Below are 26,115 nucleotides of genomic sequence, written 5' to 3'. Positions count from 1 at the left end.
TCCGTGCGTCGGGAGGATCTCGATACGCGCGCTGCGCGCGCTACTCGATCAGCATGAAGAGCGTGCAGCGCGCTCCCTGATCGGCATGGAGGGCGTGCAGCGCGCTCCCTGATCGGCATGAGGGGCGCGCAACGCGCTCCGCGAGTGCTGCCGGCGGCGCCCCGCCAGCCCCGCGGTGAGCCGGGCTCGCCCCCAGGGGCCTCGAACGTGGCGCGAGACGACGGCTCGGGCCGGTTGTCGCGCGCGGGAGCCGGTGCCAGGGTCGGCACAGGGCCACCAGTGCAGGCGCCCGCCTCGCGCCGCCCCGAGAGGAACCCGCTGATGCGTTCCACGTTCGTCCGCAGTCTCGCCGTCGCCGTTCTGGCGCTGGCCCTCATCGTGTCCGGCGCTCCGGCCCCCGCGGCGCAGGCGGCGGTCGCGGCCGGCGCCCCGATCACCGGGGTCGCGTCGAAGCGGTGCCTCGACGTGCCGAACGGGTCGACCGCGAACCGCACGATCGTGGTCCTCTACGACTGCAACGGCGGCGCCAACCAGAGCTGGACGGTCGCGGCGAGCGGCGAGATCGCCGTCTACGGCGGCGCGAAGTGCCTGGAGGTGCGCGGTCGCGCGACGACGGCCGGCGCCGATGTGCAGATCTCCGACTGCATCGGCGGCGACTGGCAGAAGTGGCGGCTCGAGACCGACGGCACGATCCGCGGTGTCGCGTCCGGCCTCTGCCTGAGCGTCAAGGACCGGAAGACCGCGAACCGCTCCTCCGTGCAGATCGCCACCTGCGCCGGCGGCGACTGGCAGAAGTGGCGCACCACCGCCTCCGTCGCGGACACCACCGCCCCCACCGCTCCGACGAGCCCGCGCATCGCGAACCTCGCCTGCCGCACCGCCACGCTCTCCTGGGGCGCGTCCACCGACTCCATCGGAGTGACCGGCTACGACGTCTACCACGACGGCCAGTTCATGACGTCGGTCGCCGGCACCGTCCTCGCCACCGGCATCGACGTCGTCCCCGGCGCGCAGTGGGGGATCTACGTGAACGCCCGCGACGCCGCCGGCAACGTCTCGCAGGCCAGCCCCACCGTGGCCGTCACCGTGCCGCAGTGCTCCGTCGACACCCAGGCGCCCACCCGGCCGACCGGCCTCACCGCGCGGGCGTCCGGCACCGCCGTCACCCTCACCTGGACCGCGAGCACCGACGATGTCGGAGTGCGCAGCTACACCGTGTTCGGCGGCTCCAGCCAGGTCGGCACCGTCGCCGGCAGCGGCACGACCGCACCGGCCACCACCTTCACCGAGAGCGGCCTCGCCGCGAGCACCGCCTACTCCTACACCGTCGCGGCCGTCGACGCCCAGGGCAACACGTCCAGCCGCAGCGCCGCGGCCGCCGTGACCACCGGCGCCGCCTGCAGCACCGCCTTCTGCTCCGTCACGCAGACCGCCACCGACACCGACATCCCCTGGGGCCTCACCGCCGTCCCCGACGGGAGCGTCCTCTACTCCCGCCGCGACGCGCAGGACGTCCTCCGCCTGAACCCCGCCACCGGCGCCACGACCTCCCTCGGCACCGTCCCGAACGTGCAGAGCACGGACGGCGAGGGCGGCCTCCTCGGCATCGCGGTCTCGCCCGCCTTCGCGACCGACCAGTGGCTCTACGTCATGCACACCTCGCCCACCGACAACCGGGTGATCCGCCTCAAGCTCGTCGGCGATCGCCTCGACACGAGCACCGTGCAGGTCCTCGTCTCCGGGATCCTGCGGAACAAGTACCACAACGGCGGACGCCTGCGCTTCGGCCCCGACGGCAAGCTCTACATCAGCACCGGCGACGGCCAGAACACCGCCACCGCGCAGAACCTGAGCTCGCTGAGCGGCAAGATCCTGCGGATCAACGCCGACGGGTCGATCCCCGCCGACAACCCCTTCGGCACCGCCGTCTGGAGCTACGGGCACCGCAACCCGCAGGGCCTCGCCTTCGACTCGCAGGGCAGGCTCTGGGAGCAGGAGTTCGGCAACAGCGTGATGGACGAGACGAACCTCATCGTCCGCGGCGGCAACTACGGCTGGCCCGCCTGCGAGGGCACCTCGGGCAGCTGCGGCACCCCCGGCTTCATCGCCCCGAAGCAGACCTACCCGACCAGCGCGGGCTCCTGCTCCGGTCTCGCCGTGGTCCGCGACGTCGTCTACATCGCCTGCCTCCGCGGCGCCCGCCTCTACCGCGCGCCCATCGTCGGCGACGCGCTCGCGACCCCCACCGCGAACTTCGTCGGCACCTACGGCCGGCTGCGCACGGTCGAGCCCGACGGCCGCGGCGGCCTCTGGCTCACCACCTCGAACACCGGCGACAAGGACAGCATCCCGAACAACAGCAGCGAGAAGATCCTCCGGGTCGTCCTCGGCGGCTGACGGGCCGGGCGCAGCCGGCTCAGCTGTGCGTCGTGTTCTCGCGCATCTCCTCGATGCTCAGCTCCGGCGCACCGCCGGCCGCCGCGGCCGGGTCCATCCAGACGAAGTCCCAGTGGTGGCCGTCTGGGTCGTCGAAGCTCTTCGAGTACATGAAGCCGTGGTCCTGGGTGCCGGCGTCGACCGCGCCCGCGGCGAGGGCCTTCGCGTGCACGGCGTCGACCTCCTCCTTGCTCTCGGCGCTGAGGGCGAGCTGCACCTCGGTCGAGGTGGCGGCGTCGATGATCGTCTTGCTGGTGAACTCGGCGAAGAACTCGCGGGTGAGCAGCATCGCGGTGATCGTGTCGCTGATCACCACGCTGACGGCGTTGTCGTCGCTGAACCCCTCGTTGATGGAGTAGCCGAGCGACTCGAAGAACGCGCGCGACCGCCCGAGATCGCTGACGGCCAGGTTGACGAAGATCGTGGTGGGCATCGCTGCGCCCTCTCATCCGGGTGCCGACGGCCCGCGCCGCCGATCGTCCCTGAATGATGAGGAGCCCCGCCGCCCCTGTCAAGAGACCGGGTGCGGCGCCGGGACGAGCACCCGCGGTGCGCCCTGCCGATGATCAGCGCGGTGATCGACGTCGACGCCTGAATGCGCGAAACCCGAGCGCCGCGTCCCTTCCGGACGGGTCTCGGGTTCACTTCCCGGGGCTCAGCGACCCGGGCTGCCAGGAGTATACATCTCCGCGAAGGGCTACTCCGCGTCGGCCTGGTAGACCTTCCGGAACGCGTCCTTGCGGGCGATCCTGCCGCCGCGGAACTCGTAGATGTCGCAGCCCCGGGTGACCTGGGGCGCTCCGTCCGGGCCGGTGCCGGTGAAGGACCAGGTGGCGGCGCCGCGCGAGCCGGAGATGAGGGGCTGCCCCTCCTCGTGCCGCTCCTGGCCGGTGTCGAAGGCGAGCATGAGCGCGAAGCCCTCTCGGACCTGCTCCTTCCCGGTCCAGGTGCGGCCGGGCTCGGGGCCGACGGACGCGCCGTAGACGCAGTCGTCGGTGACGTGGCTCATCAGCGCCTCGAGGTCGTGCCGTGACCAGGCGTCGCTGAACGCGGCCAGCACCTCGGGCGTCATCTCGGAGTGGGGATCGTTCATGGGCGCACCGCGGTCCTTCGAATCGGCGGACCGTCGTCGGTCGCCCTGCGACCGTGGCAGCCGGCGGGGCGCGGGGCAACGCCCGCTAGCGGTCATGTCCGGAAGCGGGCGTCCGGCGGCGCTCGCCGGGGGCGGCTCCTACCCGCGGGTGCGCGTGAGCGCGAGGACCGTCGCGAGCCCGTCGTCGCTGCCGGTCCAGTGCCGGCGGACGGCCTCGGTGCCGGCGCGGCGGACGACGTAGCGCAGGACGAGGGCGACGAGGATCACGTCGTCCGCGAACCCGAGGACGGGGATGACGTCGGGAACGAGGTCGAGGGGGAGGAGCAGGTAGCCGAGCAGCGCCACGAGCGACCAGCGGGCGGCCCGCGGGACGTCCGGGTCGCGCAGGAGCGCGCGGATCAGGCGGACGAGGTCGGGCACGAGCCGGAGCGCCTCGCGCCAGTCGACGGCGCGCCCGGTGCGGCGCTGCTCGATCCAGAGGGCGGCGAGGAGCGCGCACCAGAGGAGGAGGAGCCCGCCGAGGACCGCGAGGGGCGGCCCCCACCACTCCGCGTTCATTCGGGGACGGTCGGCTCGGCGGGGAGGTTCACGGCGTAGACGCGCTCGGAGTAGCCCGCCAGCTTCTCCGCGCTCACCGCCAGGCGCTCGGTCGCCCGCTGCGCCTCCGGCTGGGCGAAGGCGTCCCGCCGCAGGAGGTCGCGGTGCCAGCGGCGCAGGCGGTCCAGGCTCTGCTCCTCCTCCTCCAGCTCGCCGAAGGTGAACTTCTCCTTCGCGAACTCGCGGTCGATCTCGGCGTCGAACTTCCCGCAGTCCGCGACGAACTCGTTCCACTCGTCCACGCGGGTGCTCGTGAAGGCGTCACGCAGCTCGGTCGCGTCGGCGTCGCCGTGCCCGGTCGCCCGGAACACGCTGAGGCCGCCGTCGCCGCGCTCGGCCAGCTCGCGGACGGCGGTCAGCCCCTCCGCGAACGCGGGCAGGTCGGGGACGGCCCACATCCCCGCGGCGGCCGGGACCGCTCCGAGGCGGCGCAGCTCCCGCCAGACGGCGACGCGGTGCCGCGAGGGCTGAGCGGGAACGCGCGGGACGACGAGGAGCCAAGTGGTTTCGGTCACTCGGAGAATGTAACACTTGTTACATCTTCACGCCGCCTCGACGGCTGCCGCAGCGCTTCCGCGCTCCGTCGGGCCGCCGCGTCAGCAGCAGCTGCAGGAGCGCGGGCTCTCGCTCGTGAGCGCGGAGATCGGCTGCGTGCAGGCGTCGCCGCGCCAGGCCTCCAGGCCCTCGCGGACGGCGACCGCGGCGATGACGAGGCCGGCGATCGGGTCGGCCCAGGTCCAGCCGAGGGTGCTGTTCAGCAGCAGGCCGACGAGGACGGCGGCGGAGAGGTAGGAGCAGATCAGGGTCTGCTTCGAGTCGGCCACCGCCGATGCGGAGCCGAGCTCCTGGCCGGTGCGGCGCTCGAGGAGCGAGAACGCCGGCATCACCAGCAGGCTGACGGCCGCGAGGGCGATCCCGACGGGGGAGTGCTGCGCCTCCGAGAAGCCGAGCAGCGCGCGGGCCGAGTCGACCGTGACGAACGCGGCCAGGCCGAAGAAGGACAGCGCGATCACCCGCAGCGCGACGCGCTCGCGCGCCTCCGGGTCGCGGCCGGCGAACTGCCACGCCACGGCCGCCGCGGACAGCACCTCCACGAGGGAGTCGAGCCCGAAGCCGATCAGGGCGCTGGAGGACGCGACCGTACCCGCCGCGAGGGCGACGACCGCCTCGATCGCGTTGTAGGCGATCGTCGCGGCGACGATCCAGCGGATGCGCCGCTGCAGCACGCGGCGGCGCGCCGGGTCGAGCGGGGCGCGGAGGGTGAGGGCGCTCATGCGCAGTGGCACTCCTCGCCCGAGCAGCAGTCCGGATCGACCACGAGGACCAGCCGCAGCAGGTCGTCGAGCGCGCCGGCGAGCCGCGTCTCTGCCAGGCGGTACCAGGTGTACCGGCCGTCCTTCACGGCCTCGACCAGCCCGCAGCCGCGCAGGCAGGCGAGCTGGTTCGACATCACCTGCCGCGACACCCCGAGCGCGTCGGCGAGATCGGACGGGACTGCCGGCGCCTCGCGCAGCGCGAGCAGGATCCGCGCCCGGGTCTCGTCCGCCAGGGAGGAGCCGAGGCGCGCGAGCGCGGCGGAGTGGGTCAGGGTCACGGTGTCGGCCACGCGCGCCACGGTACACGGGCGGCTGTATCGACGCCAGAGGCGGCGGGGCTCGCCGTTGTGCGGCCGGCGCGGGCGCTGTCACGATGGCCGGAGGCTCCCGGCCCCCGGGAGGCGCAGACGGAGGGACGGGCAGGCATGGCTCACGTGTACGACGAGATCGACGAGAGCCTGACCGCCTGGATCCGCGAGCAGCCGATGTGGTTCGTCGCCACCGCGCCCCTCGCCGCGGACGGGCACGTGAACATGTCGCCGCGCGGGCACGACTCGTTCTCGATCCTGGGCCCGCGCCGCGTCGGCTGGGTCGACTACACCGGCAGCGGAGTCGAGACGATCGCGCACCTGCGCGAGAACGGGCGCGTCTGCCTGATGTTCGCGTCGTTCGGTCCCCGTCCGCGCATCGTCCGGCTGCACGGCACGGGCGCGGTTCACCTGCCGGGGACGGACGCCTTCGCCGAGGTCGTGCAGCAGCACCCCGAGCACCCGAGCACCCGCGCGGTGGTCACCGTCGAGCTCACCCGCATCAGCGACGCCTGCGGCTGGGGCGTGCCCGTGATGGAGCCGGTCGGCGAGCGCGACCTGCTCCTCCTGCAGGCCGAGAAGAAGGGCCCGGACGGCATGGCCGAGTACCGCGCCGAGCGCAACGCGGTCAGCATCGACGGGCTGCCGGGCTACCCGCAGGCCTGAGTCCCGCCGCACCGCGCGGGCAGGGGGTCGCGCCCCCGGCCGCGTTCCCCCTCGACGACCGGGGGCACTCGGCACCGACGTCACTGTCGATCCACTTCACGGCGTCGTGGGAGCCCCCTGCTCCTCGACCGCCCCTCCACAGTAGGCACTTATGGCGATAATGGCCATTTGTCGGTTTACGCGCCGTCCGAGGGTGCGGTGCCGTCCCGCGGAGTGGGGACGGGGCGCCGCCGGGCGATGACGTCGCGGGCGAGGGCGGCGAGCTCGACGTCCGTGGCGCGGGCCTCGTCGAGGAGGACCGCCAGCGCGGCGTCGACCGGGACGTGGAGGGCGGCGCTGACGAAGCCGGCCGCCTGGTAGACCACGTTGGACTGCGAGGTCAGCTCGGTGAGCGACCCGCTGGTCGCGGGCGGTTCGCGGTGCTCGTCGTCACGACCAGTCATGGGGCTCCTCGTAGGTGAAGGGGGTCGGGTCGTCCTCGATCGCGGGGCGCTCGACGGGGCCGGCGGCGGCGGCGATCCGGCCGCGGAGGGCGGCGACCGCGTCGGTGGACGCCGCTGCGGTGGCGTCCTCGTCCGCGATCCGGGGCGCGTCGGCCGTCGCGACGGAGGCCAGCTCGGTGCCCGGGTGCAGGATCAGCCGCGCGTGCAGCAGCCGGCCGTCGTGGTCCAGGACCGGGATCGACACCGGCTCCGGCCGCTGCCCGGGCCGGAGCGCCGCCACCAGGTCGAACAGCGCATCGCTGACCGCGTCCGGCGTGAGAAGGCACCGGCACGCGTAGGACAACCGCTGCATGCCCTCCATGCTGACGGGCCCGCGAGCCGGGGGAGGAGGGGGTTGCCGGGGGGAGGGAGGAGAAGTTAGTGATCCGCGCTTCTGCGCCATCTGCTCTCAATCACCACCGAGACGACGGGTCTTTCCTACCGGTTCACCGCCGCTTTCCGCCAGCAGGACTTCAGCGGCGCTCTGGCGGCACCGCCTCCTCCGCCACCGGGAGGGGTGCCCGCAGAGACGTCCTGCACATCGGGAGACCCCGCCCGCTCCGAAGCACCCGGGACCAGGAAGGGAGAGCACATGATCTTCGCCAGCCCCCGATGGGACGTCAGCACGATCATCGCCCGGGTGCGCGCCTCGAACGCGATCCGCGCATCGCACGCCGACGCCGCCGAGCTCCGCCGCCGCGCCCGCGAGCTCCGCCACATCGCCCGAGCCGTCGACCGCGGCCGCCTCAGCAACCCCCGAGCCGCCGCCGCCTTCACCCGCATCGCCGACGACCTCGGCCCCCACGACCCCGCCCCCTGACCCGCCGCGCCCACCGCTCACCATGCTGGTCGGGCACCCGCGAAACCATGCTGGTCAGGGACCGGCGCTCACCATGCTGGTCGAGCCCCCGCGAAAGCATGCTGGTCGAGTAGCCGCGAAGCGGCGTATCGAGACCCACGCGTTCGTACTCGCGCACAACATCAGCTGAGAGGGGTGCCCCTCCCCTGACAGAGGAGGCCCACCACTCTCAGCTGATGTTGTGCGGCAGCGTTCGCCCCCGCCCCGCCGCGGCAGCCCTCACCCCTGCCCCTGCGGAGGCCGACCAGCCCCACCACCGCCCTCGCGCTTCTCGCGCCGGAGCTGCGCCCCGCCGCCCGCGATCAGCGCCAGCGCGAGGACGAGCGTCCCCACGCGCACCGGCCAGGGCATCTCCGGGAACATGATCATCGGGATGGCGGCGACGAACGTCGCCCCCACGAAGTACCAGACCGCGCCCGGCGCGGCGGATTTCTCATTCGAAGCCATCCCTCCACGCTAGGTGCGCCCCGCGGCCACGGCCTCCCCCTCGAGACGCACGCCCCTCGGTGGACCCCCGCGGCCGAGACCGTCACGATCCTCCCGGCCCCGCTGTCCCGTCGTCGACGACGAACAGGCAGAACGAATGCCCGGCCGGATCGGCGAGGACGTACAGCGCCTCCTCCGGGTCGCCGCTCCGATCGTCGAGGACCGTGGCGCCCGGCCGCACCCGCGGCACCCGGGCGAGCGGAACGGCCGTTTCGTAGAGTGCAGGCATGAGTGGGACGAGGGGGACCGGAGCCGTGCGACGGACGGGGCGACGGTGGACGCAGGCCGCGTTCGTGCTGGGCGTTCTCGCCGTTGCGGCGTACGGGGTGGGGTTCGCGGTGGTGAGCCGCGTCTGGCCGGGTGATCCGCTGGCGATCGGGATCGCGACGGCGCTGCAGTACCTCCTCCCCCTGGCCGGTGTCGTCGCCGGCCACCTGGCGCGCCGGCGCGAGGGTCCCCGACGGGAGTCGACCGTGGGGCTCGTGCTGTCCTACCTCTGCCTTGCCGCCGCCGTGATCCCCGTCCTCATCGGGACGACCGAGCTGCTGATGGGGCGCTGACGCCCCTCCACAGGTCGAGGCCCGCACGTCGACCGGCTGTGACGACTGCCGCTCTTCGCCCGCCGGCGGCCGGGTCGGGGAGACTGTCGGGATGAGAGCTCGTCCGGTGGTGCCGCTGTCCGCCCTCGCACTCGTGCTCGCGGGGTGCTCCTCCGCAGGGTCCGTCGCCGGCGCCGAGCCCGTCTTCGTGGCCGAGTTCAGCGAGCCGGCGTGCCTGGACTGGCGGGCGTACGACTCCCTGGAGGAGGTCGCCGGCTCGCACGACTTCATCGTGCGGGCGGAGCTCGAGCCGACCGGGACGACGGTGACGATGTACGGCGAGGAGGCGTCGCTCCATCGCGCGACCGTCACCGAGGTCTTCGGCGGCGAGGCGGAGGTGGGCGACGTCCTCGACGTGGTGTCGACGCCCGCGAGCTGCACCACCGGAGCGCCCTACCCGGACGGAGACCCGATGCTGCGGGACGAGGCGACCCTCGCGCTGAGCCCCGGCGGTCAGGCGCGCGGGAGCGCCGAGTTCGTGAAGACCATCACCCCCTACGACGGCGTGTTGGACGAGCGACCCGCGAGCTGATCGACGCCGTCACCAGTGGCAAGGTCGAGCGTCAGCCGGTCTGGAGCAGATCGCGGTCGGACGCCTCATCGATCGCATCGATGTAGCGGGAGATTGCGTCGCGGTTCTGGATCAGGAAGTCGATCTTCTCGCTCATCCGGTCGCGCTCGGTCGTGAGCAGCTCCCGCAGCCCCGGCTCCGCGTTCTCGACCACGATCGTCTGCGGCTTGTCGAGGCAGGGGAGGATGTCGACGATGATCCGGGTCGGGATCCCGGAGTCGACGAGGCCGCGGATCTTCTTCACCCGGTCGACCAGGTAGTCGTCGTAGTCGCGGTAGCCGTTCTCGAGCCGGGTGGGCCGGATCAGGTCGTGCTCCTCGTAGTAGCGGAGCATCCGCGCCGCGACGCCCGTCCTCTTCGACAGCTCACCGATCCGCACGACGCGTCCTCCCTCTCGTTCGACCTCCTTGCCGGTCGAGTGCAGGAGGTCCCGCACCCTCCGATCGAGGCGATGCTTGACATTACCACTAATGTCATGGTTGAGCATGGGTGCCATGACCACCTCCACCCGTGCGCTCGCGCAGCCCCCGCAGTCCGACCGCCTCCGGAAGGGGGACGGGCTCGTCATCGGCCTGCTGATGGCGTCCACGTTCCTCGTGCTGCTCAACGAGATGCTCCTCGGCGTCGCCCTGCCGACCCTCATCGCCGATCTCGCCATCAGCCCGGCGGCCGGCCAGTGGCTGACGACCGGCTACCTGCTCACCCTGGCGGTCCTCATCCCGGCGACCGGCTTCGTCATGCGGCGCTTCCCCCTCCGCACGATCTTCCTCACCGCGCTATCGGTCTTCATCGTCGGGACGGCTCTCGCCGCCGCCGCTCCGGGCTTCGAGCTCCTGCTCGTCGGACGCATCGTGCAGGCCGTCGGGACGGCGGTCTTCGTGCCCCTGCTGATGACCACCGCCATCCGGCTCATCCCCGAAGCGCGACGCGGCCGCATCATGGCGATCGTGACGGCGGTCCCGGCCATCGCCCCGGCCGTCGGCCCCGCCGTCTCGGGCCTCGTGCTGACCTACCTGCCCTGGCGCTGGCTCTTCCTCCTGGTGCTCCCGCTCGCGGTGCTCGCCCTCGTCGCGGGGGCGCTGAAGCTGCGGAACATCACGACTCCCGAGCGCGCCTCGCTGGATCTCCTGTCGCTGGCGCTGTCCGCGTTCGGCTTCGGCGGACTCGTGCTCGGGCTGTCCCTGATCGGCGAATCCGTCTCCGGTCACGCCCCGATGCCTCCGCTCGTCCCCCTCGTGATCGGCGTCGTCGGAGTCGCCGCCTTCGTCCTGCGCCAGGTGGCGCTCCGCCGGCGCGGGAACGCGCTCCTGGACATGCGCATCTTCCGCAGCAGGACCTTCGTGGTCGCGGTGGTGATCATGCTGTTCGTCGCGATGAACGGCTTCGGCGTCGCCCTCGTCCTCCCGTTCGTCCTCACCGGAGCGCTCGGGCTGAGCACCCTGTCGATCGGCCTGTTCCTCCTCCCGGGAGGCGTCATCATCTCGGTCGTGTCCGCGCTCGGCGGCCGCGTCTACGACCGCTTCGGCCCTCTGCCCCTGGCGATCCCCGGCGCGGTGATCTGGACGGCGAGCATCTGGTTCCTCAGCACCCTCAGCGACGCCGACAGCGTGTGGACGTACCTCGCGGGATACCTCGTGATGACGGCCGGGCAGGCGATGATCTGGGCACCGGTCACCACCCTCGCCCTGTCCTCCCTCCGCTCGGAGCTCTACCCGCACGGCAGCGCCGCCTTCACCACCGTGCAGCAGCTCGCCGGCGCCGCAGGGGGCGCGGTCCTGATCTCCGCCTACACGATCGGCGCGAACGCGGCGGATGCCGGCCAGCTGAGCGTCGCCGAGACGGTCTCGGCCGGCCAGGCCGCCTTCACGACGGGCGGGATCCTCGCGATCGCCGGACTCGTCGGGACGCTGTTCATCGGACGCCGACGCCGCGCCCTCGAGTCCGAGACGGCCTGACGCTCCGAAGCGGCGTCGCCCACGGGACGTGAGGAAGGTCGCATCCACCGACACTCCATGGCATGTCACGGATGCAGGCGGTCACTTCTCAAGGGGCTCCGCTCCTTCGAGCGGAGTCAGGGTGCTCCAGTGGTCCTCGTCGGGGTTCAGGTAGAGCCGGAGGTGCTGGCCGGCATCCATCGGGTCGCCCATCGGGTAGAGATCGTCCTCGTCGCAGGGGTCGGGCATCGAGACCACGCGGAGGGACTGTCCCGCCGCCGGCGAGCCCTTCTCCGTCCGGTCCACGACGACCGTGTAGGCGGACGCGGCGACGCCGAACACCTCCTGGGTGCCGGCGGGTGTCACGGAGGTGGTCGTGACGACCGCCTCCGCTCCCTCGGCGCGGGCCTCGGGTGACCCGAAGGACACCCAGCTCGGGCAGGCGTGCCCCTGAGTCGAGGACGCGCAGCCCGCGGTCGTGAGAGCGGCGGCGCCGATCGCGAGCACGGCGATGAGGCGGATGCGCCGGGGCGAGGCAGTGCTCATGACGCAGGACCCTACCGGCGGAGGCGCGACCCGTGATCGAGGTCGCGCCCCCGGCGCCGGCGTGGTGGTGCGGGATGCCGCGGTCAGCTGCAGAGCGCGGCGCGGACCTGACCGATCTGGGTCACGGAGACGCGGACGCCGAGGCGCTCGAGTCGGCGCTGCAGCGACGGGTCGGTCGTCGAGGCGCAGGCGGCGGCGATCCGGGGGTCGTCGGCGTCGAGGCCGAGGCGGTCGAGGAGCGCGGCGAGGCGCGGCGGGAGCGTCGGCGCCGGGGCGCCGGCGGCGCGGAGGGTGAAGTCGATGCCGCCGGTCGTCTGCTCGTCCACGGCGCTGACCGGGACGGCGCGCGCCTCGGTGTCCGCGTTCCGGTACCACTGGGGCTCGGTCAGCGCGGTGTCGGAGTCGTCGCGGAGGCCGGGGACGCTGAGGATGTACTCGCCCGGCGTGAGGTAGGGGATCGAGTACGAGCCGTCCGCGCCGATGAAGCCGCTGGTGATCGTGTCCGCCGTCGGGGGCGACCCGACGGGTGTCGCGGTCACCTGCAGCGTGAAGGGCTGCTGCGGGAGGGCCCCGCCGACGGTCCCGCTGATCGTCGCGCCGGGCAGTGCCGTGAAGTCGATGCCGCTCGTGGCGACGCCCGACTCGACGTGCAGGGGGACGGCTCCGGCGCGCGTCGGCGCGTCCGGGTACCACTGGTCGCGCGAGCCGGAGCTCGCGTCGAACCGCACGAGGTAGTCGCCCTCGGGGACGGCCGGCACGGTGTAGCCCTCGTCGTCGCTCACGGGCGTGCTCGCGACGACCAGGTCGGGCGCGCCCACCTCGTAGACGCTCACCTGGCCGTAGGTGCGCACGCCGGCGGAGGCGATGCTGCCGGTGATCGAGCCGCCGAGCTCGAGGTCGGCGTCGATGCCGTCGGTGCTCCCGTCGGCGCTCACCGGCACGCGGGTCGGCTCACCGCTGAGGGCGACGTCGTCCCAGAACTCGCCGATGCAGTCGCCGGAGCCGGAGAAGGCGACCTCGTACAGGCCGGGCACCAGTCCGGTGGCGCGGTAGGTGCCGTCCTCGGCCGTCGTCACCGTGTGGCCGCCCGCGTAGCCGCGCAGGATCGGGTCGACGAGGGCCCCGCCGAGGGGCTCGCCGCCGCAGGTCACCCGACCCGTGAGCGTGCCGCCGCCGATCAGCGCGGCGTCGGCGGTCGTCGAGGAGCCGGCCGACACGACGATCGGGGTGGCGTCGGAGCGCTTCACCGCGTCCTCCCACAGCTCGGCCGCCCAGGGGCTGCCCGCCGCCGGGGCGAACTCGACCGTGTAGCTGCCGGGCGCGAGGTCGAGCCGGTAGTCGCCCGCGGCGTCCGTGGTCACCCGCGTGTCCTCGTAGCCCCCGTCGCCGAAGGCGATCACGTCGACGGCGTCGAGCGGACCCGCGCCCTCCGCGGTGACCGTGCCCTCGATCGTGCCGAGCGCCGCGGCGGCGGGCGCCGGAGCGGCGGCTGCCGGAGCGGCGGAAGCGGGAGCGGCGGCGGTGAAGGCCAGCGGCACCGCTAGGAGCGCCGCCCCCGCGACCGCGACGCAGCGTCGGAACCGGATGGCTGTGCGATGGATCATGATTTCCCCCCAGAGAATCTGCGCGGCGCCCACGAGCCGCGTCCTCGCGAACAGTAGCGCGGGGCGGTGACATCGCGGGGGTCGCTCGTCACGGTCGCCGGTCGCGCGTCATTCCGTCGGACTCGCAACCGCGCTGCTCGTGACGAGCGGCGTCAGGCAGAACGGATGCCCCGCGGGATCCAGCAGGACCACCCAGCGGGCGTCCGGCTGGTCGTCGGCGAGCACCGCCCCGCACTCCAGGGCGTGCGCGCGGAACGCGTCCAGATCCTCCGGCTCGCAGGTCAGGTCCAGATGGACGACGGAGGTGCCCGGCCACTGGGGCCGCTCGTACGGCGACACGCGCTGAGCCACGAGGTGGTAGCCCGCGGCGGAGACACCGGCCGCGCCGTCGGTCGTCCAGATGACGCGGCCGCCGAGCAGCCGGGCGTAGAACTCCGAGAGGACGCGGTGGTCCTCGCAGTCGATCGAGACTCCCGCGACACGTGCGTTCCGGATGCGACCCGTCATGGGTCGAAGCGTACGAGGATCCGCGTGAGACGATTCCCCCGGATCCCTCCTCCTCCGCCGCATTCCCGACAGGACTCCCGCGATGACGCACCTCCCCTTCGGCCGCACGCTCGCCGCCTCCCTGGTCGCGGTCGTCGCGACCGGCGCCCTCCTGACGGGCTCGCTGCCCGCCGTCGCGGTCGAGACCGCGCTCTCCACCTCCTCGGTCGCGGCGGTCGCGGCCTCGGCGCGCGGCGTCCTCGCCCCCGGCGAGCAGCTCGGCCGCGGCGAGCGGCTCGACTCGCCCGACGGCGCCTCCTCGCTGGTGATGCAGACCGACGGCAACGCCGTGGTCTACGCGGCGGACGGGCGCCCCACCTGGGCCTCGGGCACCGAGGGGCGCGGCGCGACTCTGCGGATGCAGGCGGACGGCAACATCGTCGTCTACACCGCCGAGGGCGGCCCGGTCTGGGCCAGCGACACGTCCGGCACCCCCGGCGCCGAGCTGCGCATGCAGGACGACGGCAACCTCGTCCTCTACCGCCGCAGCGGCTCGCCGGCCTGGGCGAGCAGCGTCGGCGGGCGCATCGAGCAGCCGCGCATCGACACCCTCCGCCGCGGGAGCACCCTCTACCCGGGTGACCGGCTCATCTCGACCACCGGGCGGACGACGGCCGTCATGCAGATCGACGGCAACTTCGTCGTCTACGGGGCGGGCGGTCCGCTCTGGGCGAGCGGGACCCGCGGGGACGGCAACGTCCTCCGCCTGCAGGAGGACGGCAACGCGGTGGTCTCCAGCCCGACCGGCGCGCCGCTCTGGGCCTCCGACACCGCCGGCAAGCCGGGAGCGACGATGGTGCTGCGCGAGGGCGACCTCGTGATCGCCGACGACTACGGGGTGCTCTGGAGCAGCGCCGCCATCAGCCCGCGCGACTCCCTCTCGCCGAGCGGCTTCGTCCCCTCCGGCGGGCAGCTGCTGTCCGCGGACCGCCGCTGGCGCGCCGTGATGCAGCGCGACGGCAACTTCGTCGTCTACGGACCCGGCGGAGCCGACTGGGCGACGAACACCTCCTCGGCCTCCGGCGCCACGTTCTCGATGAGCGTCGAGGGCCGGCTCACCGTGGCCGACTCCCTCACCCTCTGGTCCCGGGGGCCGAAGCCGTACTTCGGTATCGGCCAGCCCGGCATCGTCACCCCCTACCGCCTCGTGCTGCAGAACGACGGCAACCTCGTCGAGTACGACGGCCTCGGCCGCCCCGTCTGGGCGAGCCGCGGCTGACGCGACCAGCTGCGTCGCGACCCGCTGCGGTCCGCTCCTTCGCGACTCCCGTCGAGCGGCAGGTCAGGGGACGAGTCGCTGGGTGATCGTGGCGGTCTCCGTGCTCAGCACGACGTCGGCGAGTGCGCCGTTCACGAGGGGCATCTGCGGGGGCTGGTGCCCGGTGTCGACGTCGAGGATCACGGGGACGTCGAGATCGCCGAGAGCGCGCCGCACCGCGTCGTCCTGGCTCAGTCCGGGGACGGCGCTGCCCTCGGTCCGCCCTATCAGGACGCCGTTCGCGTCGTCGAACCAGCCGGCCAGGCGGAGCGACGTGAGCATCCGGAGCACGGTGGCCGCGTCCGCCTCGGCCGCCTCGAGGTAGACGATCGTGCCCTCCGGTGCGTGGCGCTCTGCGAAGCCCGGGACGTCCCCGTACGGCGTGCCGGCCAGCAGGGAGACGGTCTCGAGGCAGCCGCCGATGAGCCGTCCGCGGATCGAGACGTCGGTCACCGCGTGCAGGGGCCGCCAGCGGGTGGGCGCCTCATAGGCCCGGTCGCGATCCAGCGGCTCGTCGGGCCAGGCTCCCCAGGGGCGGCTGCGGCGGTGCGGTGCGGCCCGCTGCGTGAACGCGCTTCCCGGAGCGAGGGCCGCGACGTCCGTCCAGCGGGTGAACTCGACCGGGAGCTCCCAGGGCTCGTCCATCAGGTTCGCGCCGTGCATGGTCGCGAGCCCGGTGAGGGTCGTCAGCGGCAGGAGCAGGGTCGAGACGTCCGACCAGCCGACGAACCAGGAGCGGGCGTCGGCCAGGGCCTGCCAGTCGATAGTGTCGAGCAGCTCGACGGCCAGCTCGCCGCCCCACGGCGGGAGGACCGCGTCGCCGGTCCGGAAGGCGTCGTGCAGATCGGCGACGCGCTCCGCCGCGGACGCCGGGACGAGACCGCCGATCCTCGCGTGCGGCCTGACGTGGACGTCGAAGCCGAGCGCGGCGAGCTGCCGGACGCCCGCGTGCAGCCGCTCGTGCAGGTGCTCGGGAACCCCCATCGACGGCGCGGGCACGTCGATGCGCCCGCCGGCGGGAAGCGGCGCGGGGTAGAGGATGCTCGCCATCCCTCGACGCTAGCAACGCGGCGGGCGGCCGCCCGGCGGGGTAGCCTCGCCCAGCGGTCCGCATCAGTCACTCGGCGTGAAGACCATCTCTCCCCAGGAGTTGCGGAAGGTCAGGTCTGCTCCCGATCGCGTGACGGTGAGCGGGTCGCTGAGGATGCTCCCGACCCACCCGTCGAGCGTGTCGCCGGGCGGCAGGCAGCCCACCAGCGTGGTCGCGACGTCGCTGATGGTCACGACGCTGTCGGAGAGGTCGAACGGGCCGCCCATCGTGTTGCAGGGGGCGTCGATGTACAGGCGGTCGCCGGCCTCGTCGTCGATCCACAGCGTGAGGGAGTCGCTCGGGTCGGTGAACTCGAACTCGGAGGTGCTCGTGAGGGAGGTGCTGCGGTATGTGCCGAGGTCCAGCTCCTGGACCGGGGTGGCGGTGGGGAGCGGCTTGTTCTCCTCGGCGGTGCAGGCGGCCAGGCCGACGGCGACCGCGGGGGCGAGCAGCAGCACGGCGAGGCGGCGACGATGAGACATGCGGGCTCCTCTGAGAGGGCGGCGCTCACCCTGTTGAACCGAGTGAAGCAGGAAGCTCGGGGCGATGCGACGTCCGCGGGCGGCGCGACCGCTGCCCGCGGACGTGGTCAGGACTGCGGGTAGGGCGCGGACTCCTGCTCGGTGTAGTGGATGTCGAAGGCCTTGTTGGTGATGAAGAGGAAGGTCGTGTCGGACTCGGCGGCGCCGTGCTCCATCCAGCCGCCCTCGGGGAACCAGACCCAGCTGCCGGGGCCGAAGTCGCCCTGGTGGGTCCGCAGCACGCCGTCGAGCACGTACATCCCGTGCGCCGCGGAGTGGGTGTGCCAGCGGTTCGTGAAGCCCGCGGGGTAGCGGATGAGCTGCACCGTCATTCCGGTGTCGGGATCCGAGAGCAGGGGCTTCACGGGGAGCCGGGCGTCGATCTGCTCGACGTGCAGCTCCTCCCACGGCAGGGTGCTCGCATCGATGGCGAGGACGTCGACGATGTTGCTCAGGCCTGCGGGACGTTCGGTCATCTCGGTGACTCTCTCTCGGCGGTGCACGGTGACGCTCGGTCCTCCGCACCGTAGCCGCGGAGCTGTTTCCGAGTGGTTTCGGCGGGATGACGTTCTCGCGGGGGCGCTGAAGGCCGGGGCGCTCGGCGCCTCAGTGCACCTGCGTATAGAGCAGGATCCGATCGGGGTGCCGCTTCCGCTCCCACTCCTCCGCGAGGATCGCGTAGACCGCGGAGTCGATCCAGGTGTCGCCGCGCTTCTCGCTCTGCAGGAACAGGGCCTCCTGCCGCGGCTCCCTGTCTCGTCCGCGAGGGGCTGCCGCAGCTCGGTCCGGTCCTGCTCGCGGTGTGAGGATCCGCTGCTCGCTTCAAAAATGTTCGCGGACGCGGCCCCGAGACGGACGAGGTGCCGCGCTCCTCACCCTCCCTGGGTGAGGCTGGTGATCAGGTTGATGGCGACGGCGACGACGAAGGTGCCGAAGAAGTAGGACAGCAGGGCGTGGGCCAGGGCGATGCGGCGTGAGGGCGTGGAGAACCGGGTGATGTTGCTCGCGCTGTACGCCATGCCGATCGAGAACGCGGTGTAGGCGAAGTCGCTGTAGGACGGGTCCTCGTCCTGGTCGAAGTCGAAGCGGTGGCGGTCGTCGAGGTAGTACATGCGCGCGTACTTGAGCTCATCCGGGGCGGGCTCATCCGGGGCGGGCTCATCCGGACCGGGCTCGCGAGAGGGGGACGTAGAGGCCGGCGCGCGCGGCGCGGACGGCCGCGAGCGTGCGCGACGTGGCGTCCAGCTTGACCAGGATGTGCTCGAGGTGAGTGGCGACCGTGCGGGGAGCGACTCTCAGCGCCCGGGCGATCTCGAGATTGGAGCACCCCTCGATCACGTGGCCCAGCACCTCGAGCTCCCGCGGTGTCAGGCCCCGCAGGCGCGTCGCGGGGGAGAGCACGACGACTCCGCGGGTCACCGCGGCGAGTTCTCGCTCGCAGGCCAGCACCGTCACCCGCACGTAGCCGTCCGGCGACTGCCGGGGTCCGCGGGGCCACAGGAACGAGGCGTGGTTCTGCCCCTCGGCGATGACGTTCCTCGCGGCGTCGATCAGGGCCGAATCGGCGGTGAGCAGCTCGTCCGCGGAGAGACCCGGGAGGGACGCGACGCCGTGGTCCGGGAGGAGGACCACGCCTGCCCCGGCTCCGCCGACGACCGAGGCCGACGCGGCGAGCGAGCGGACGGGGTCGATGCCCGAGGTGAGCGTCGGCACGAGTCGAGCGAGACGTCGGCGGACCGCAGGCGACGGCGGTTCCGCGCTTCGGAACAGCACCGTCATGAAGCCCACGTGCCGGCCCCCGTCCTCGAACAGGGCGACGGACAGGGTCTCGTGGAATCCCGCGGGGAGCAGGCACTCCGCCCAGGTCCGCAGGTCCCTCGGGGAGTGGGGGACGTCCGACAGGCTGATCGGGGGCCGTTCGCGATCCGCACCGGTCCTCTCGATGTCGAGCGCCATCTGCGGACCGCTGAGGTAGCGGACGCAGGACTCGTCGAGGTCGGTGCTCGCGACCGAGCGGTATCCCGTGCCGTTCGGCTCGGCCAGCGCCATCCACGCGCCGTCGAAGGGGATGTGGTGCTGCAGCTCGTCCAGCATCGCCTGCGCCCGCTCGCGGACCGGGCCCGGGCGCGCGGCCGTCTCGGCGAGGTGGAGCGCAGCAGTGCGTGACACGGGACTCGACCACCTCAGGACCGGGGGCAGGGGATGCGAAGGAAAGGGATTGTCCGAAGACCGGTGCTTACCGGGATAGCACTGCGAGCCCCGTCGGAGGGACCCCCTCGACGGCGGACCGCATCGGCAGTTCTGCCGATGGTGCCTCCCGTCCCGCGGGCGTGAGATCGACCTAGCGCCGGGTCGACCGACCCGCGGTGGCGTCGACCGAACGTCGCGCACGGAGGGGAACGAGCATGAGAGCAGTGGTGTACGAGGGGCCGCGCACAGTCGCGGTGAGAGACGTCCCGGATGCGCGGATCGAGCGCTCCACCGACGTGCTGGTGCGCATCACGACCACGAACATCTGCGGGTCCGACCTGCACATGTACGAGGGGCGCACCAGCTTCGAGACCGGGCGGTGGTTCGGTCACGAGAACATGGGCGAGGTGATCGAGGTCGGCGACGGCGTCGACAAGATCGCGGTGGGGGATCACGTCGTCCTGCCGTTCAACGTGGCGTGCGGGCACTGCAAGAACTGCGAGCGCGGGCTGACCAACTACTGCCTCACCGCTCAGCCCGTCCCCGAGTGGGCCGGTGCGGCGTACGGGTTCGCCGACATGGGACCGTGGGCCGGCGGCCAGGCCGAGCTGCTGCGGGTGCCGTGGGGCGATTTCAACTGCCTTCGGCTGGGAGAGGACGCGGAGGAGAAGTCCGCCGACTACGTGATGCTCGCCGACATCTTCCCGACCGGCTATCACGCGACGGAGATGGCGGGGGTGAAGCCCGGGGACCAGACCGTCATCTACGGTGCCGGCCCCGTCGGACTGATGGCCGCGCTGTCGGCCACCATCAAGGGTGCGAGCCGGGTGATGGTCGTCGATCGGCATCCGGATCGACTTCGACTGGCGGAGTCCATCGGTGCGATCGCGATCGACGACTCGAAGGTCGACCCCGTGCAGGCCGTGCTGGAGCACACCATGGGGCTCGGCGCCGACAACGGCTGCGAGTGCGTCGGCTATCAGGCGCACGACCCCGCCGGCGACGAGCAGCCGAACCTCACGCTGAACCGCCTGGTCCAGTCGGTGCGCTTCACCGGGCGGATCGGCACCGTCGGCGTCTTCGTGCCGCAGGACCCCGGTGGTGCCGACGAGCTCGCGAAGCAGGGGCGGATCGCCTTCGACATGGGCCTGCACTGGTTCAAGGGCCAGACCATGGGGACCGGGCAGGCGCCCGTCAAGAAGTACAACCGCCGGCTCCGCGACCTGATCGCCGCGGGAAAGGCGACTCCGTCGTTCCTCGTCAGTCACGAGCTGCCGCTCGAGCAGGCGCCGAACGCCTACGAGCACTTCGACAACCGGGACGACGGGTGGACCAAGGTCGTCCTCAAGCCGGGAAAGGCGGCGTGATCATGGCTGGAAGAGCGGCTGCGGCAGTCGGAGTCGGCATCGCAGGGGTCGCGGTGGGGCTCGTCGCCCGCTCCCTCGTCAAGAAGGAACGGGAGTCCGACGGGGACGGGGCGCACCCGGAAGGGTGGAAGGCGGTCACCGTCCTGGGCGAGGCCCGGGACTTCGAGAGCGGCGGGTATCCCGAGCCGCTGGCGCGTCTGGCGGAGTCGCTCGAGATCCGTATCGATCCGGCCCCCGGCGACAAGGGCTTCGAGGTCCACGCTCGGGTCCGCGAGGGTGCCGATGCCGGGTTGGGCGACGATCCCGGGAAGGCGCTGCGTGAGGCTCTGCGCGACGCCAAGCAGATCTTCGAGACGGGTGAGGTCCTGCGGGCGACCCCGAGACCGCACGGAGAGCGACCGCGCACCCTGCTCGGTGGCGCGGTGGACGAAGCAGAGGACGAGGCGAAAGGCGGAGGTGTGCTGTGAAGGCTCTGTGCTGGACCGGAGTGAACGAGCTCTCTGTGGAGACCGTCGAGGATCCCGGGATCCTCAATGCCCATGACGCGATCGTCAAGGTGACCCTGACCACGAGCTGCGGCTCGGATCTGCACCTCCTCGGCGGGTACGTCCCGACCATGCGAGCGGGCGACGTGCTCGGGCACGAGTTCATCGGCGAGATCGTCGAGGTCGGCTCGGCCGTCACGAAGCACAAGGTCGGCGACCGCGTGGTGGTCTGCTCGTTCATCAGCTGCGGGAAGTGCTGGTACTGCCGCAACGAGCTCTACTCCCTGTGCGACAACGGCAACCCGAACGCGGGGATCCCCGAGATGCTCTGGGGCCAGGCGCCCGGCGGCTGCTACGGCTACTCCCACGCGCTGGGCGGGTGGGCCGGCAGTCACGCCGAGTACATCCGCGTGCCGTACGCCGACCAGGGCGCCTTCGCCGTTCCCGAGGGGCTCAGCGACGAGCGGGCGCTCTTCGCCTCCGACGCCGCTCCGACCGGATGGATGGGAGCGGACCTCGGCGGGGTCCGGCCCGGAGACACCGTCGCGGTCTGGGGCGCCGGCGGTGTCGGCCAGATGGCGGCGCGCGCGTCGCTGCTGCTCGGCGCCGAGCGCGTCATCGTGATCGACCGCTTCCAGGAGCGGCTGGCCCAGGTCGAGCAGGTCATCGGCGCGGAGACCATGAACTACGAGACGAGCGAGGTGACGGCCGAGCTCCGCGAGCTGACGGGCGGACGCGGCCCCGACGTGTGCATCGAGGCGGTCGGCATGGAGGCGCACCGCGACGGACCCGACTTCGCCTACGACCAGGTGAAGCAGCAGCTGCGGCTGCAGACGGACAGGCCCACCGCCGTCCGCGAGGCGATCTTCGCCGCGCGCAAGGGCGGCAGCCTCTTCGTGCTGGGAGTCTTCGGCGGCTTCGTCGACAAGTTCCCCCTGGGGGCGGTGATGAACAAGGGCCTCACGCTCCGGTCCGCCCAGCAGCACGGGCACCGGTACATCCCGATGCTCCTCGAGAGGATGGCGCGAGACGAGATCGTCACCGAGCACCTCGCCACGCACGTGATGCCGCTCGAGGACGGCCCCGCCGGCTACGCCATGTTCAAGGAGAAGACCGACGGGTGCGTGCGGGCGGTCTTCCGACCCTGACCGTCGAGGGAGCCGCTCCTCCTCCGTCCCCACGGCCGGTGGTGGAGCGGCTCCTTCGAGCGGGGGCTCCGCCGCGTCCCGTGAGGTGCCCGGGCTCAGCCCGGTGCAGGGCTCCGATCGCGGCTGGTCGAGGGCTTCGTCGCCTCGATGTATTCCGGAGCATCATGTCGACGAGGTGAGCCGGAACACGGCGCATCGAGGGGCGGCCGCTGCGAAGTCGTCGGGGCCGGCGTTCTCTCCGGCCTCGAAGATGCGCGCGGCGACTCTGCGTCCCTGGCTGTGCTGGTGCCAGTAGGCGCGCAGCACGGGGCCGCGCTGCTCCTCGGGGAGCTCGGTGAACGTCACCCTCTCTCGTCGCCGGCCGTGCTGGATCTCGCCCTCGCCCGCCGCGCGGACGTTCTTCACCCACTCCATCCGCCGCCCGGCGACGACGTAGCGGGCGCCTTCGAGGGTGACGATCGAGACGGGCGTGGAACGGGCTTGCCCGCTGACGCGTCCGCGGACGGTGAGGATCCTCGGGGGCCCGGCCGGCACGCCGAGTCGATTGAGGAGTTTCACCGCCGCGTTGCCGTACTTCAGCAGGGGCGGGAGGTCCGGTCGGTCGTTCATTCGGTGTCCTTCGGGCGTGAGTCGGTGTCGTGGGCGTGGACCGCGGTGCCGATCGCGTGGAGCACGCGACGGGCGGTGTCGACGTCGGCCGGATCGAGCCCTGCGGCGGCGTTCTGTGCCCAGGGTGCTGCGCGGGCCGCCGCTGCGGCGAGCACGGTCTCGCCGTCCGATGTCAGGGTGACGAGCTGCGCGCGTCGGTGGTGCGGGTTCGGCTCAAAGGTCACGAAGCCGTCGCGCTCGAGGTCGTTCACGATCCGCTGGACGTTCTGCCGGGAGACGTCGAGGTCACGGGCGAGCCAGGCGACCGGTCGCGGCGCACCCGCGGCGAGGGCTCCGAGGATCTGCCAGCGCGCCGAGGTCAACCCGAGATCCGCGACGAGGCGATCCCCGGATGCGGAGAGGACGTTGCTGAGATGGAGGACGCTGAGCACCAGATCCTGAAAGGGCGGGTCGTGCTCAGCGAGCTGCGGAGGGTGCACCTGATCACGATATGTCATCATGCTGTCACAGCGTCACGGTAGTGACCGACAGGGGCTTCGTGCCCGTGCCGTAGAGGGATCGGCAAGCGCGCGTCGCGCTGAGGAATCGTCCCCGCCAGGTGCTCGCTGGGCTCGCAAATGCGTCGCGTGCCGGTGGCAGACCGTGTCAGGCATGGAGGCGCGGAACCGAAGGACCGCGGATGCGCGCATCCTCCTCCCTCGCGGTGCTCAGTGCCTCCGACGGCTTCCGCTCCTGATCGGCATGAGGTGCGTCGGGGTGTTTCACGACCTGCGGTCGCTGGACAGGCGCCTCGCCGTAGGAGAAGCTGACGTGCCGACCCGGACCCCGTTGGCGACAGGTCGGCCGTAGCGCTGCGGTGGGCCTGCTCGCAGGAACGCCCACGGGCGGTCGTCGGACTGCGGCTGCATCACAGCGCCGCGTTCGGGTCGCCGTGCGGTGATGCAGCCGCACGGACGACGTCGCCTCGTCGTCTCGGCATCCTCTGTCGGCCTCGCTGGAAGCGCGCGTCGGCCTGTGAGAGCTGCTGCCGATCTCCCTTCTGCGTTTCTCGGAGTCGTCCGCGGGCCGCTGTCCGTCACCCACGGCGTTCCGATAGGCGATCGTCCACCGCTGCACCGCCAGGCCCGAGCCCGGCCCGCGATGCGCCGCGGACGCCGGTGGTCCGTACGACCCGCCCGAGGAGATGCCCGATGGCGGGGCGCTCATCGGGACGGTGGAGGATGCGATCGCAGGGGCCGTTCGGCCGCGCGTCACACCGCCGCGAGCACCGCCCGGGCCGTCACGGCGTCCGTCACCAGTGCGTTGATCAGGGAGCCGCGGACCGCGCCGAGGATGCTCGGGGCCTTGTCGACGCCGACGGCGACGCCGACCGCGTGGGGGAGGGCGGCGAGGTCGGCGCGGGAGACGCGGACCATGCGCTCGCTGCCGGGGAACTCGACGGCCGAGCCGTCGGCGCGGAAGAAGTTGAGGCAGACGTCGCCGGCGGCCTCGTCGAAGAGGTGCTCGTCGCTGGGCAGGCCGGCGGAGAGCTCGTGGCGGGTGGCGGTCGGGGCGCCGATGCCGAGCAGGGCGCCCTTGGCGCTGCTCCAGAGGGCCCGCACCTGGAGGAACGCGGGATCGGCCTCGAGGCCGGAGCGCATGGCGGGGCTGGGGAGGGCCTGCGCGAAGAGGAAGCTGGAGCGGGCGCCGGTGGCCGCGGCGGCCATCCGGGTGATCTCGTTGGTCTGGAACCAGGACTGCGGCTCGGCCTGGCCGCCGACAGCGGGGACGATCGTCACGCCGGGGAGCGGGGGGAGCATGCCCGAGCTGGCGAGGTCGTGCACGGTGCGGCCGAGCGACATGAGGAGGGCGTCGCCGACGCCGAGCTGCATGTCGGCGATGGCGGCGGCGACCGGGACGGCGAGGTCGCGGCCGAGGGTGGCGGAGTGGGTCACGGGGGCGAGGTGCACGGCGTTCAGGCCGAGGGCCTCGCGGAGGGCGTCGGCGAGGCCGGTGTTCTCGTCGACGAAGGGGTCGATCACGCTGATCTGCACGAGGCCCAGGCGCCGCGCCTCGGCGATGAGGCGGCTGACGGTGGGGCGGGAGACGTCGAGCCGAGCGGCGATCTCGACCTGGGTGGCGTCCTCGAGGTAGTACATCCGCGCCGCCTGGTAGACGACGTCGAGGGGGAACCTGACGGTGTCGGAGCGCCGGGGGGCACTGGGCGGCGGAGTCACGTGCGTCATTGTGCCCTCTTCCTCGGCATCGTGCAGGTCCCTTCCCCTCCCGCGAGATGCCACTTATGAGCGCGACACGCCGTGGAAAGCGTGCGCAAGTGGCATCTCGCGGGGGAGGGGAGAGGGGGAGGGTCACTCGGAGAGAGTGAAGGGCTCCGTCATCTTGTCGACGTTGTCCTTGGTGATGAGGATGCAGTCGAACGCCTGCTTCTCCTCCGAGGCGCCGGTCTCGCCGGTGCGGATGAAGGAGTCGGCCTGCTTGACGGCCTCCTTCGCGAAGGTCGCGACGGGCTGGAGCACGGTGTACTGCAGCTCGCCGGCCTTGATGGCGTCGACCGCGTCGGGCGAGCCGTCGAAGCCGCCGACCTTGACCTGCTCGAGCTTGCCGGCCTCCTTCAGCGCCGCGATCGCGCCGAGCGCCATCTCGTCGTTGCCGGAGATCACGCCGGTGACGTCGGGGTTGGCCTGGAGGATCGACTGCATCTTGTCGTGGCCCTCCGTGCGGTCCCAGTTGCCGACCTGGTTCGCGACCTCGACGAGGCCGGGGTACTGCGAGATGACGGTCGCGTAGCCGTTGGAGCGGGTCTGCGCGTTGTTGTCGGAGGGGGATCCGAACAGCTCCGCGTAGTTCGCCGTGTCGCCGACGTCGGCGACCCACTGCTGCGCGCCGAGCGCCGCGCCCTGGGCGTTGTTCGAGACGAGCTGCGCCTTGGCGAGGCCGGTCTCGTTGATCTCGGCGTTGACGAGGATCACGGGGATGCCCGCCGCGTCGGCCTTCTTGACGGCGCCGACCGAGCCGGAGGCGTTGGCCGGGTCGAGGATGATCGCGACCGACTTGTTGGTGATGGCGGTGTCGATCAGGTTGCTCTCGGTGTTCGTGTCGCCCTTCGAGGCGCCCACGTTGGCCGTGTAGCCGAGCGACTCGGCCTCGGCCGCCGCGACGTCGCCCTCCGTCTGCCAGTAGGGGTTGGCCGGGTCGTTGACGATGATCGAGATGAGGCCGCCCTCGGAGGCGCCGGGGGTGCCGGCGGCCTCTCCTGCGGTCCCTGCATCGGAGGAGCATCCGGACAGGACGAGGGTGAGCCCCGCGCCCGCGGCGAGCACCGTTGCCAGCTTGCGGTTCATTGGTCGTTCCTTTCACTGTGGACCGGTCGGCGGTGGCCGACCGAGGTGTTCTCTCGGGTGGAC

The 26,115-nt window shown here is 72.3% G+C and carries 31 protein-coding genes and 2 pseudogenes; 10 read left to right on the top strand and 23 right to left on the bottom strand.

What is annotated here, in order from left to right:
- The first annotated feature begins 321 nt into the window (after positions 1–321).
- A complete protein-coding gene (locus HQQ82_RS13405; RefSeq protein WP_173234021.1) occupies positions 322–2,397 on the top strand; it encodes a PQQ-dependent sugar dehydrogenase in 2,076 nt (691 codons plus the stop codon).
- Between the two features lie 19 nt (positions 2,398–2,416).
- On the opposite strand, the gene HQQ82_RS13400 is transcribed toward HQQ82_RS13405, so the two are convergent.
- The 6 genes from HQQ82_RS13400 to HQQ82_RS13375 form a co-directional block, all read right to left on the bottom strand.
- The gene (locus tag HQQ82_RS13400; RefSeq protein ID WP_173234019.1) at positions 2,417–2,869 is read right to left on the bottom strand and encodes a VOC family protein; all 453 of its coding nucleotides are present in this window, start codon (positions 2,867–2,869) and stop codon (positions 2,417–2,419) included.
- Positions 2,870–3,133: 264 nt separating this feature from the next.
- Positions 3,134–3,529 carry a nuclear transport factor 2 family protein gene (locus HQQ82_RS13395; RefSeq protein ID WP_173234017.1) on the bottom strand — a complete coding sequence of 132 codons (396 nt, stop codon included), beginning with the start codon at positions 3,527–3,529 and terminating at the stop codon, positions 3,134–3,136.
- Positions 3,530–3,667: 138 nt separating this feature from the next.
- Positions 3,668–4,087 carry a DUF1232 domain-containing protein gene (locus HQQ82_RS13390; RefSeq protein WP_173234015.1) on the bottom strand — a complete coding sequence of 140 codons (420 nt, stop codon included), beginning with the start codon at positions 4,085–4,087 and terminating at the stop codon, positions 3,668–3,670.
- On the bottom strand, positions 4,084–4,641 hold the full coding sequence (locus tag HQQ82_RS13385) for a Chromate resistance protein ChrB (RefSeq protein ID WP_173234013.1): 558 nt from the start codon (positions 4,639–4,641) through the stop codon (positions 4,084–4,086). The genes HQQ82_RS13390 and HQQ82_RS13385 overlap by 4 nt, the downstream gene beginning before the upstream one ends.
- An 81-nt stretch (positions 4,642–4,722) precedes the next feature.
- Positions 4,723–5,400, bottom strand: a complete 678-nt coding sequence (locus tag HQQ82_RS13380) for a cation diffusion facilitator family transporter (protein WP_173234011.1) — start codon at positions 5,398–5,400, stop codon at positions 4,723–4,725.
- Positions 5,397–5,732, bottom strand: a complete 336-nt coding sequence (locus tag HQQ82_RS13375) for an ArsR/SmtB family transcription factor (protein WP_367947958.1) — start codon at positions 5,730–5,732, stop codon at positions 5,397–5,399. The genes HQQ82_RS13380 and HQQ82_RS13375 overlap by 4 nt, the downstream gene beginning before the upstream one ends.
- Positions 5,733–5,867: 135 nt before the next feature.
- Between HQQ82_RS13375 and HQQ82_RS13370 the strand changes: the two genes are divergently transcribed.
- Positions 5,868–6,416, top strand: coding sequence for a pyridoxamine 5'-phosphate oxidase family protein (locus HQQ82_RS13370; RefSeq protein ID WP_173234009.1), 549 nt, complete (start codon positions 5,868–5,870; stop codon positions 6,414–6,416).
- A gap of 176 nt (positions 6,417–6,592) precedes the next feature.
- On the opposite strand, the gene HQQ82_RS13365 is transcribed toward HQQ82_RS13370, so the two are convergent.
- Together HQQ82_RS13365 and HQQ82_RS13360 are read right to left on the bottom strand one after the other, a co-directional pair.
- Positions 6,593–6,859 carry a hypothetical protein gene (locus HQQ82_RS13365; RefSeq protein ID WP_173234007.1) on the bottom strand — a complete coding sequence of 89 codons (267 nt, stop codon included), beginning with the start codon at positions 6,857–6,859 and terminating at the stop codon, positions 6,593–6,595.
- Positions 6,846–7,211, bottom strand: coding sequence for a hypothetical protein (locus tag HQQ82_RS13360; RefSeq protein ID WP_173234005.1), 366 nt, complete (start codon positions 7,209–7,211; stop codon positions 6,846–6,848). The genes HQQ82_RS13365 and HQQ82_RS13360 overlap by 14 nt, the downstream gene beginning before the upstream one ends.
- Positions 7,212–7,490: 279 nt before the next feature.
- On the opposite strand from HQQ82_RS13360, the gene HQQ82_RS13355 reads away from it, so the two are divergent.
- Positions 7,491–7,718 carry a hypothetical protein gene (locus HQQ82_RS13355; RefSeq protein WP_173234004.1) on the top strand — a complete coding sequence of 76 codons (228 nt, stop codon included), beginning with the start codon at positions 7,491–7,493 and terminating at the stop codon, positions 7,716–7,718.
- A gap of 258 nt (positions 7,719–7,976) precedes the next feature.
- Here HQQ82_RS13355 and HQQ82_RS13350 read toward each other — a convergent pair whose 3' ends face one another.
- Both HQQ82_RS13350 and HQQ82_RS13345 read right to left on the bottom strand, forming a co-directional pair.
- Positions 7,977–8,204: a hypothetical protein gene (locus HQQ82_RS13350; protein WP_173234002.1), complete on the bottom strand. Its 228-nt coding sequence runs from the start codon at positions 8,202–8,204 to the stop codon at positions 7,977–7,979.
- 82 nt (positions 8,205–8,286) lie between these two features.
- Positions 8,287–8,415 (bottom strand): annotated as a pseudogene (locus tag HQQ82_RS13345) (VOC family protein); the annotation flags it as partial.
- 55 nt (positions 8,416–8,470) lie between these two features.
- Here HQQ82_RS13345 and HQQ82_RS13340 point away from each other — a divergent pair.
- Complete coding sequence (locus HQQ82_RS13340) at positions 8,471–8,803, top strand: hypothetical protein (protein ID WP_173233998.1); 333 nt, start codon at positions 8,471–8,473, stop codon at positions 8,801–8,803.
- A gap of 91 nt (positions 8,804–8,894) precedes the next feature.
- Positions 8,895–9,374: a hypothetical protein gene (locus HQQ82_RS13335; RefSeq protein WP_173233996.1), complete on the top strand. Its 480-nt coding sequence runs from the start codon at positions 8,895–8,897 to the stop codon at positions 9,372–9,374.
- Positions 9,375–9,405: 31 nt separating this feature from the next.
- On the opposite strand, the gene HQQ82_RS13330 is transcribed toward HQQ82_RS13335, so the two are convergent.
- Entirely contained in the window at positions 9,406–9,792 is a 387-nt protein-coding gene (locus tag HQQ82_RS13330) for a MerR family transcriptional regulator (protein ID WP_173233994.1), read from the bottom strand.
- Between the two features lie 115 nt (positions 9,793–9,907).
- On the opposite strand from HQQ82_RS13330, the gene HQQ82_RS13325 reads away from it, so the two are divergent.
- The gene (locus tag HQQ82_RS13325; RefSeq protein WP_173233992.1) at positions 9,908–11,368 is read left to right on the top strand and encodes a DHA2 family efflux MFS transporter permease subunit; all 1,461 of its coding nucleotides are present in this window, start codon (positions 9,908–9,910) and stop codon (positions 11,366–11,368) included.
- A gap of 81 nt (positions 11,369–11,449) precedes the next feature.
- On the opposite strand, the gene HQQ82_RS13320 is transcribed toward HQQ82_RS13325, so the two are convergent.
- The 3 genes from HQQ82_RS13320 to HQQ82_RS13310 form a co-directional block, all read right to left on the bottom strand.
- Positions 11,450–11,893, bottom strand: coding sequence for a hypothetical protein (locus tag HQQ82_RS13320; RefSeq protein WP_173233990.1), 444 nt, complete (start codon positions 11,891–11,893; stop codon positions 11,450–11,452).
- An 83-nt stretch (positions 11,894–11,976) separates the two neighbouring features.
- A complete protein-coding gene (locus HQQ82_RS13315; RefSeq protein ID WP_173233988.1) occupies positions 11,977–13,497 on the bottom strand; it encodes a carboxypeptidase-like regulatory domain-containing protein in 1,521 nt (506 codons plus the stop codon).
- Between the two features lie 108 nt (positions 13,498–13,605).
- Complete coding sequence (locus HQQ82_RS13310) at positions 13,606–14,004, bottom strand: VOC family protein (protein ID WP_173233986.1); 399 nt, start codon at positions 14,002–14,004, stop codon at positions 13,606–13,608.
- 82 nt (positions 14,005–14,086) lie between these two features.
- On the opposite strand from HQQ82_RS13310, the gene HQQ82_RS13305 reads away from it, so the two are divergent.
- The gene (locus HQQ82_RS13305) at positions 14,087–15,262 is read left to right on the top strand and encodes a hypothetical protein (RefSeq protein WP_173233984.1); all 1,176 of its coding nucleotides are present in this window, start codon (positions 14,087–14,089) and stop codon (positions 15,260–15,262) included.
- A gap of 63 nt (positions 15,263–15,325) precedes the next feature.
- Here the strand turns inward: HQQ82_RS13305 and HQQ82_RS13300 are convergent, their stop codons facing one another.
- The 5 genes and pseudogenes from HQQ82_RS13300 to HQQ82_RS20640 form a co-directional block, all read right to left on the bottom strand.
- Positions 15,326–16,351 carry a S66 peptidase family protein gene (locus tag HQQ82_RS13300; RefSeq protein WP_173233982.1) on the bottom strand — a complete coding sequence of 342 codons (1,026 nt, stop codon included), beginning with the start codon at positions 16,349–16,351 and terminating at the stop codon, positions 15,326–15,328.
- Positions 16,352–16,414: 63 nt separating this feature from the next.
- Positions 16,415–16,873 carry an META domain-containing protein gene (locus tag HQQ82_RS13295; RefSeq protein WP_173233980.1) on the bottom strand — a complete coding sequence of 153 codons (459 nt, stop codon included), beginning with the start codon at positions 16,871–16,873 and terminating at the stop codon, positions 16,415–16,417.
- A 107-nt stretch (positions 16,874–16,980) separates the two neighbouring features.
- Complete coding sequence (locus HQQ82_RS13290) at positions 16,981–17,388, bottom strand: cupin domain-containing protein (protein WP_159984737.1); 408 nt, start codon at positions 17,386–17,388, stop codon at positions 16,981–16,983.
- A 396-nt stretch (positions 17,389–17,784) separates the two neighbouring features.
- Positions 17,785–18,027, bottom strand: a pseudogene (locus HQQ82_RS13285) (DUF1345 domain-containing protein); the annotation flags it as partial.
- A 43-nt stretch (positions 18,028–18,070) separates the two neighbouring features.
- A complete protein-coding gene (locus HQQ82_RS20640; RefSeq protein ID WP_173233976.1) occupies positions 18,071–19,081 on the bottom strand; it encodes a LuxR C-terminal-related transcriptional regulator in 1,011 nt (336 codons plus the stop codon).
- A 236-nt stretch (positions 19,082–19,317) separates the two neighbouring features.
- Between HQQ82_RS20640 and HQQ82_RS13275 the strand changes: the two genes are divergently transcribed.
- From HQQ82_RS13275 to HQQ82_RS13265, 3 genes are read left to right on the top strand one after another with little or no spacing between them, the layout of a single operon-like run.
- The gene (locus tag HQQ82_RS13275) at positions 19,318–20,469 is read left to right on the top strand and encodes a glutathione-independent formaldehyde dehydrogenase (RefSeq protein ID WP_173233974.1); all 1,152 of its coding nucleotides are present in this window, start codon (positions 19,318–19,320) and stop codon (positions 20,467–20,469) included.
- Positions 20,470–20,522: 53 nt separating this feature from the next.
- Positions 20,523–20,936, top strand: a complete 414-nt coding sequence (locus tag HQQ82_RS13270) for a hypothetical protein (RefSeq protein WP_173233972.1) — start codon at positions 20,523–20,525, stop codon at positions 20,934–20,936.
- A 35-nt stretch (positions 20,937–20,971) separates the two neighbouring features.
- Positions 20,972–22,102 (top strand): zinc-dependent alcohol dehydrogenase, encoded by a 1,131-nt coding sequence (locus tag HQQ82_RS13265; protein WP_367947959.1) that lies wholly within the window; start codon positions 20,972–20,974, stop codon positions 22,100–22,102.
- A 162-nt stretch (positions 22,103–22,264) separates the two neighbouring features.
- On the opposite strand, the gene HQQ82_RS13260 is transcribed toward HQQ82_RS13265, so the two are convergent.
- From HQQ82_RS13260 to HQQ82_RS13245, 4 genes are all read right to left on the bottom strand, one after another.
- Positions 22,265–22,711: a nitroreductase family deazaflavin-dependent oxidoreductase gene (locus HQQ82_RS13260; protein ID WP_173233968.1), complete on the bottom strand. Its 447-nt coding sequence runs from the start codon at positions 22,709–22,711 to the stop codon at positions 22,265–22,267.
- Positions 22,708–23,073, bottom strand: coding sequence for a MarR family winged helix-turn-helix transcriptional regulator (locus tag HQQ82_RS13255; protein ID WP_216848608.1), 366 nt, complete (start codon positions 23,071–23,073; stop codon positions 22,708–22,710). Before HQQ82_RS13255 ends, HQQ82_RS13260 begins: the two co-directional genes overlap by 4 nt.
- 888 nt (positions 23,074–23,961) lie before the next feature.
- Positions 23,962–24,927 (bottom strand): sugar-binding domain-containing protein, encoded by a 966-nt coding sequence (locus HQQ82_RS13250; protein WP_216848607.1) that lies wholly within the window; start codon positions 24,925–24,927, stop codon positions 23,962–23,964.
- 132 nt (positions 24,928–25,059) lie between these two features.
- Positions 25,060–26,052 (bottom strand): D-ribose ABC transporter substrate-binding protein, encoded by a 993-nt coding sequence (locus tag HQQ82_RS13245; protein ID WP_173233958.1) that lies wholly within the window; start codon positions 26,050–26,052, stop codon positions 25,060–25,062.
- Positions 26,053–26,115 lie beyond the last annotated feature (63 nt).

The sequence above is a fragment of the Rathayibacter sp. VKM Ac-2856 genome, from assembly GCF_013205055.1.
Taxonomy (GTDB): Bacteria; Actinomycetota; Actinomycetes; order Actinomycetales; family Microbacteriaceae; genus Rathayibacter.
Note: the sequence above shows the minus strand (reverse complement) of the source record. Positions and strands in the feature narration are given on the sequence as shown.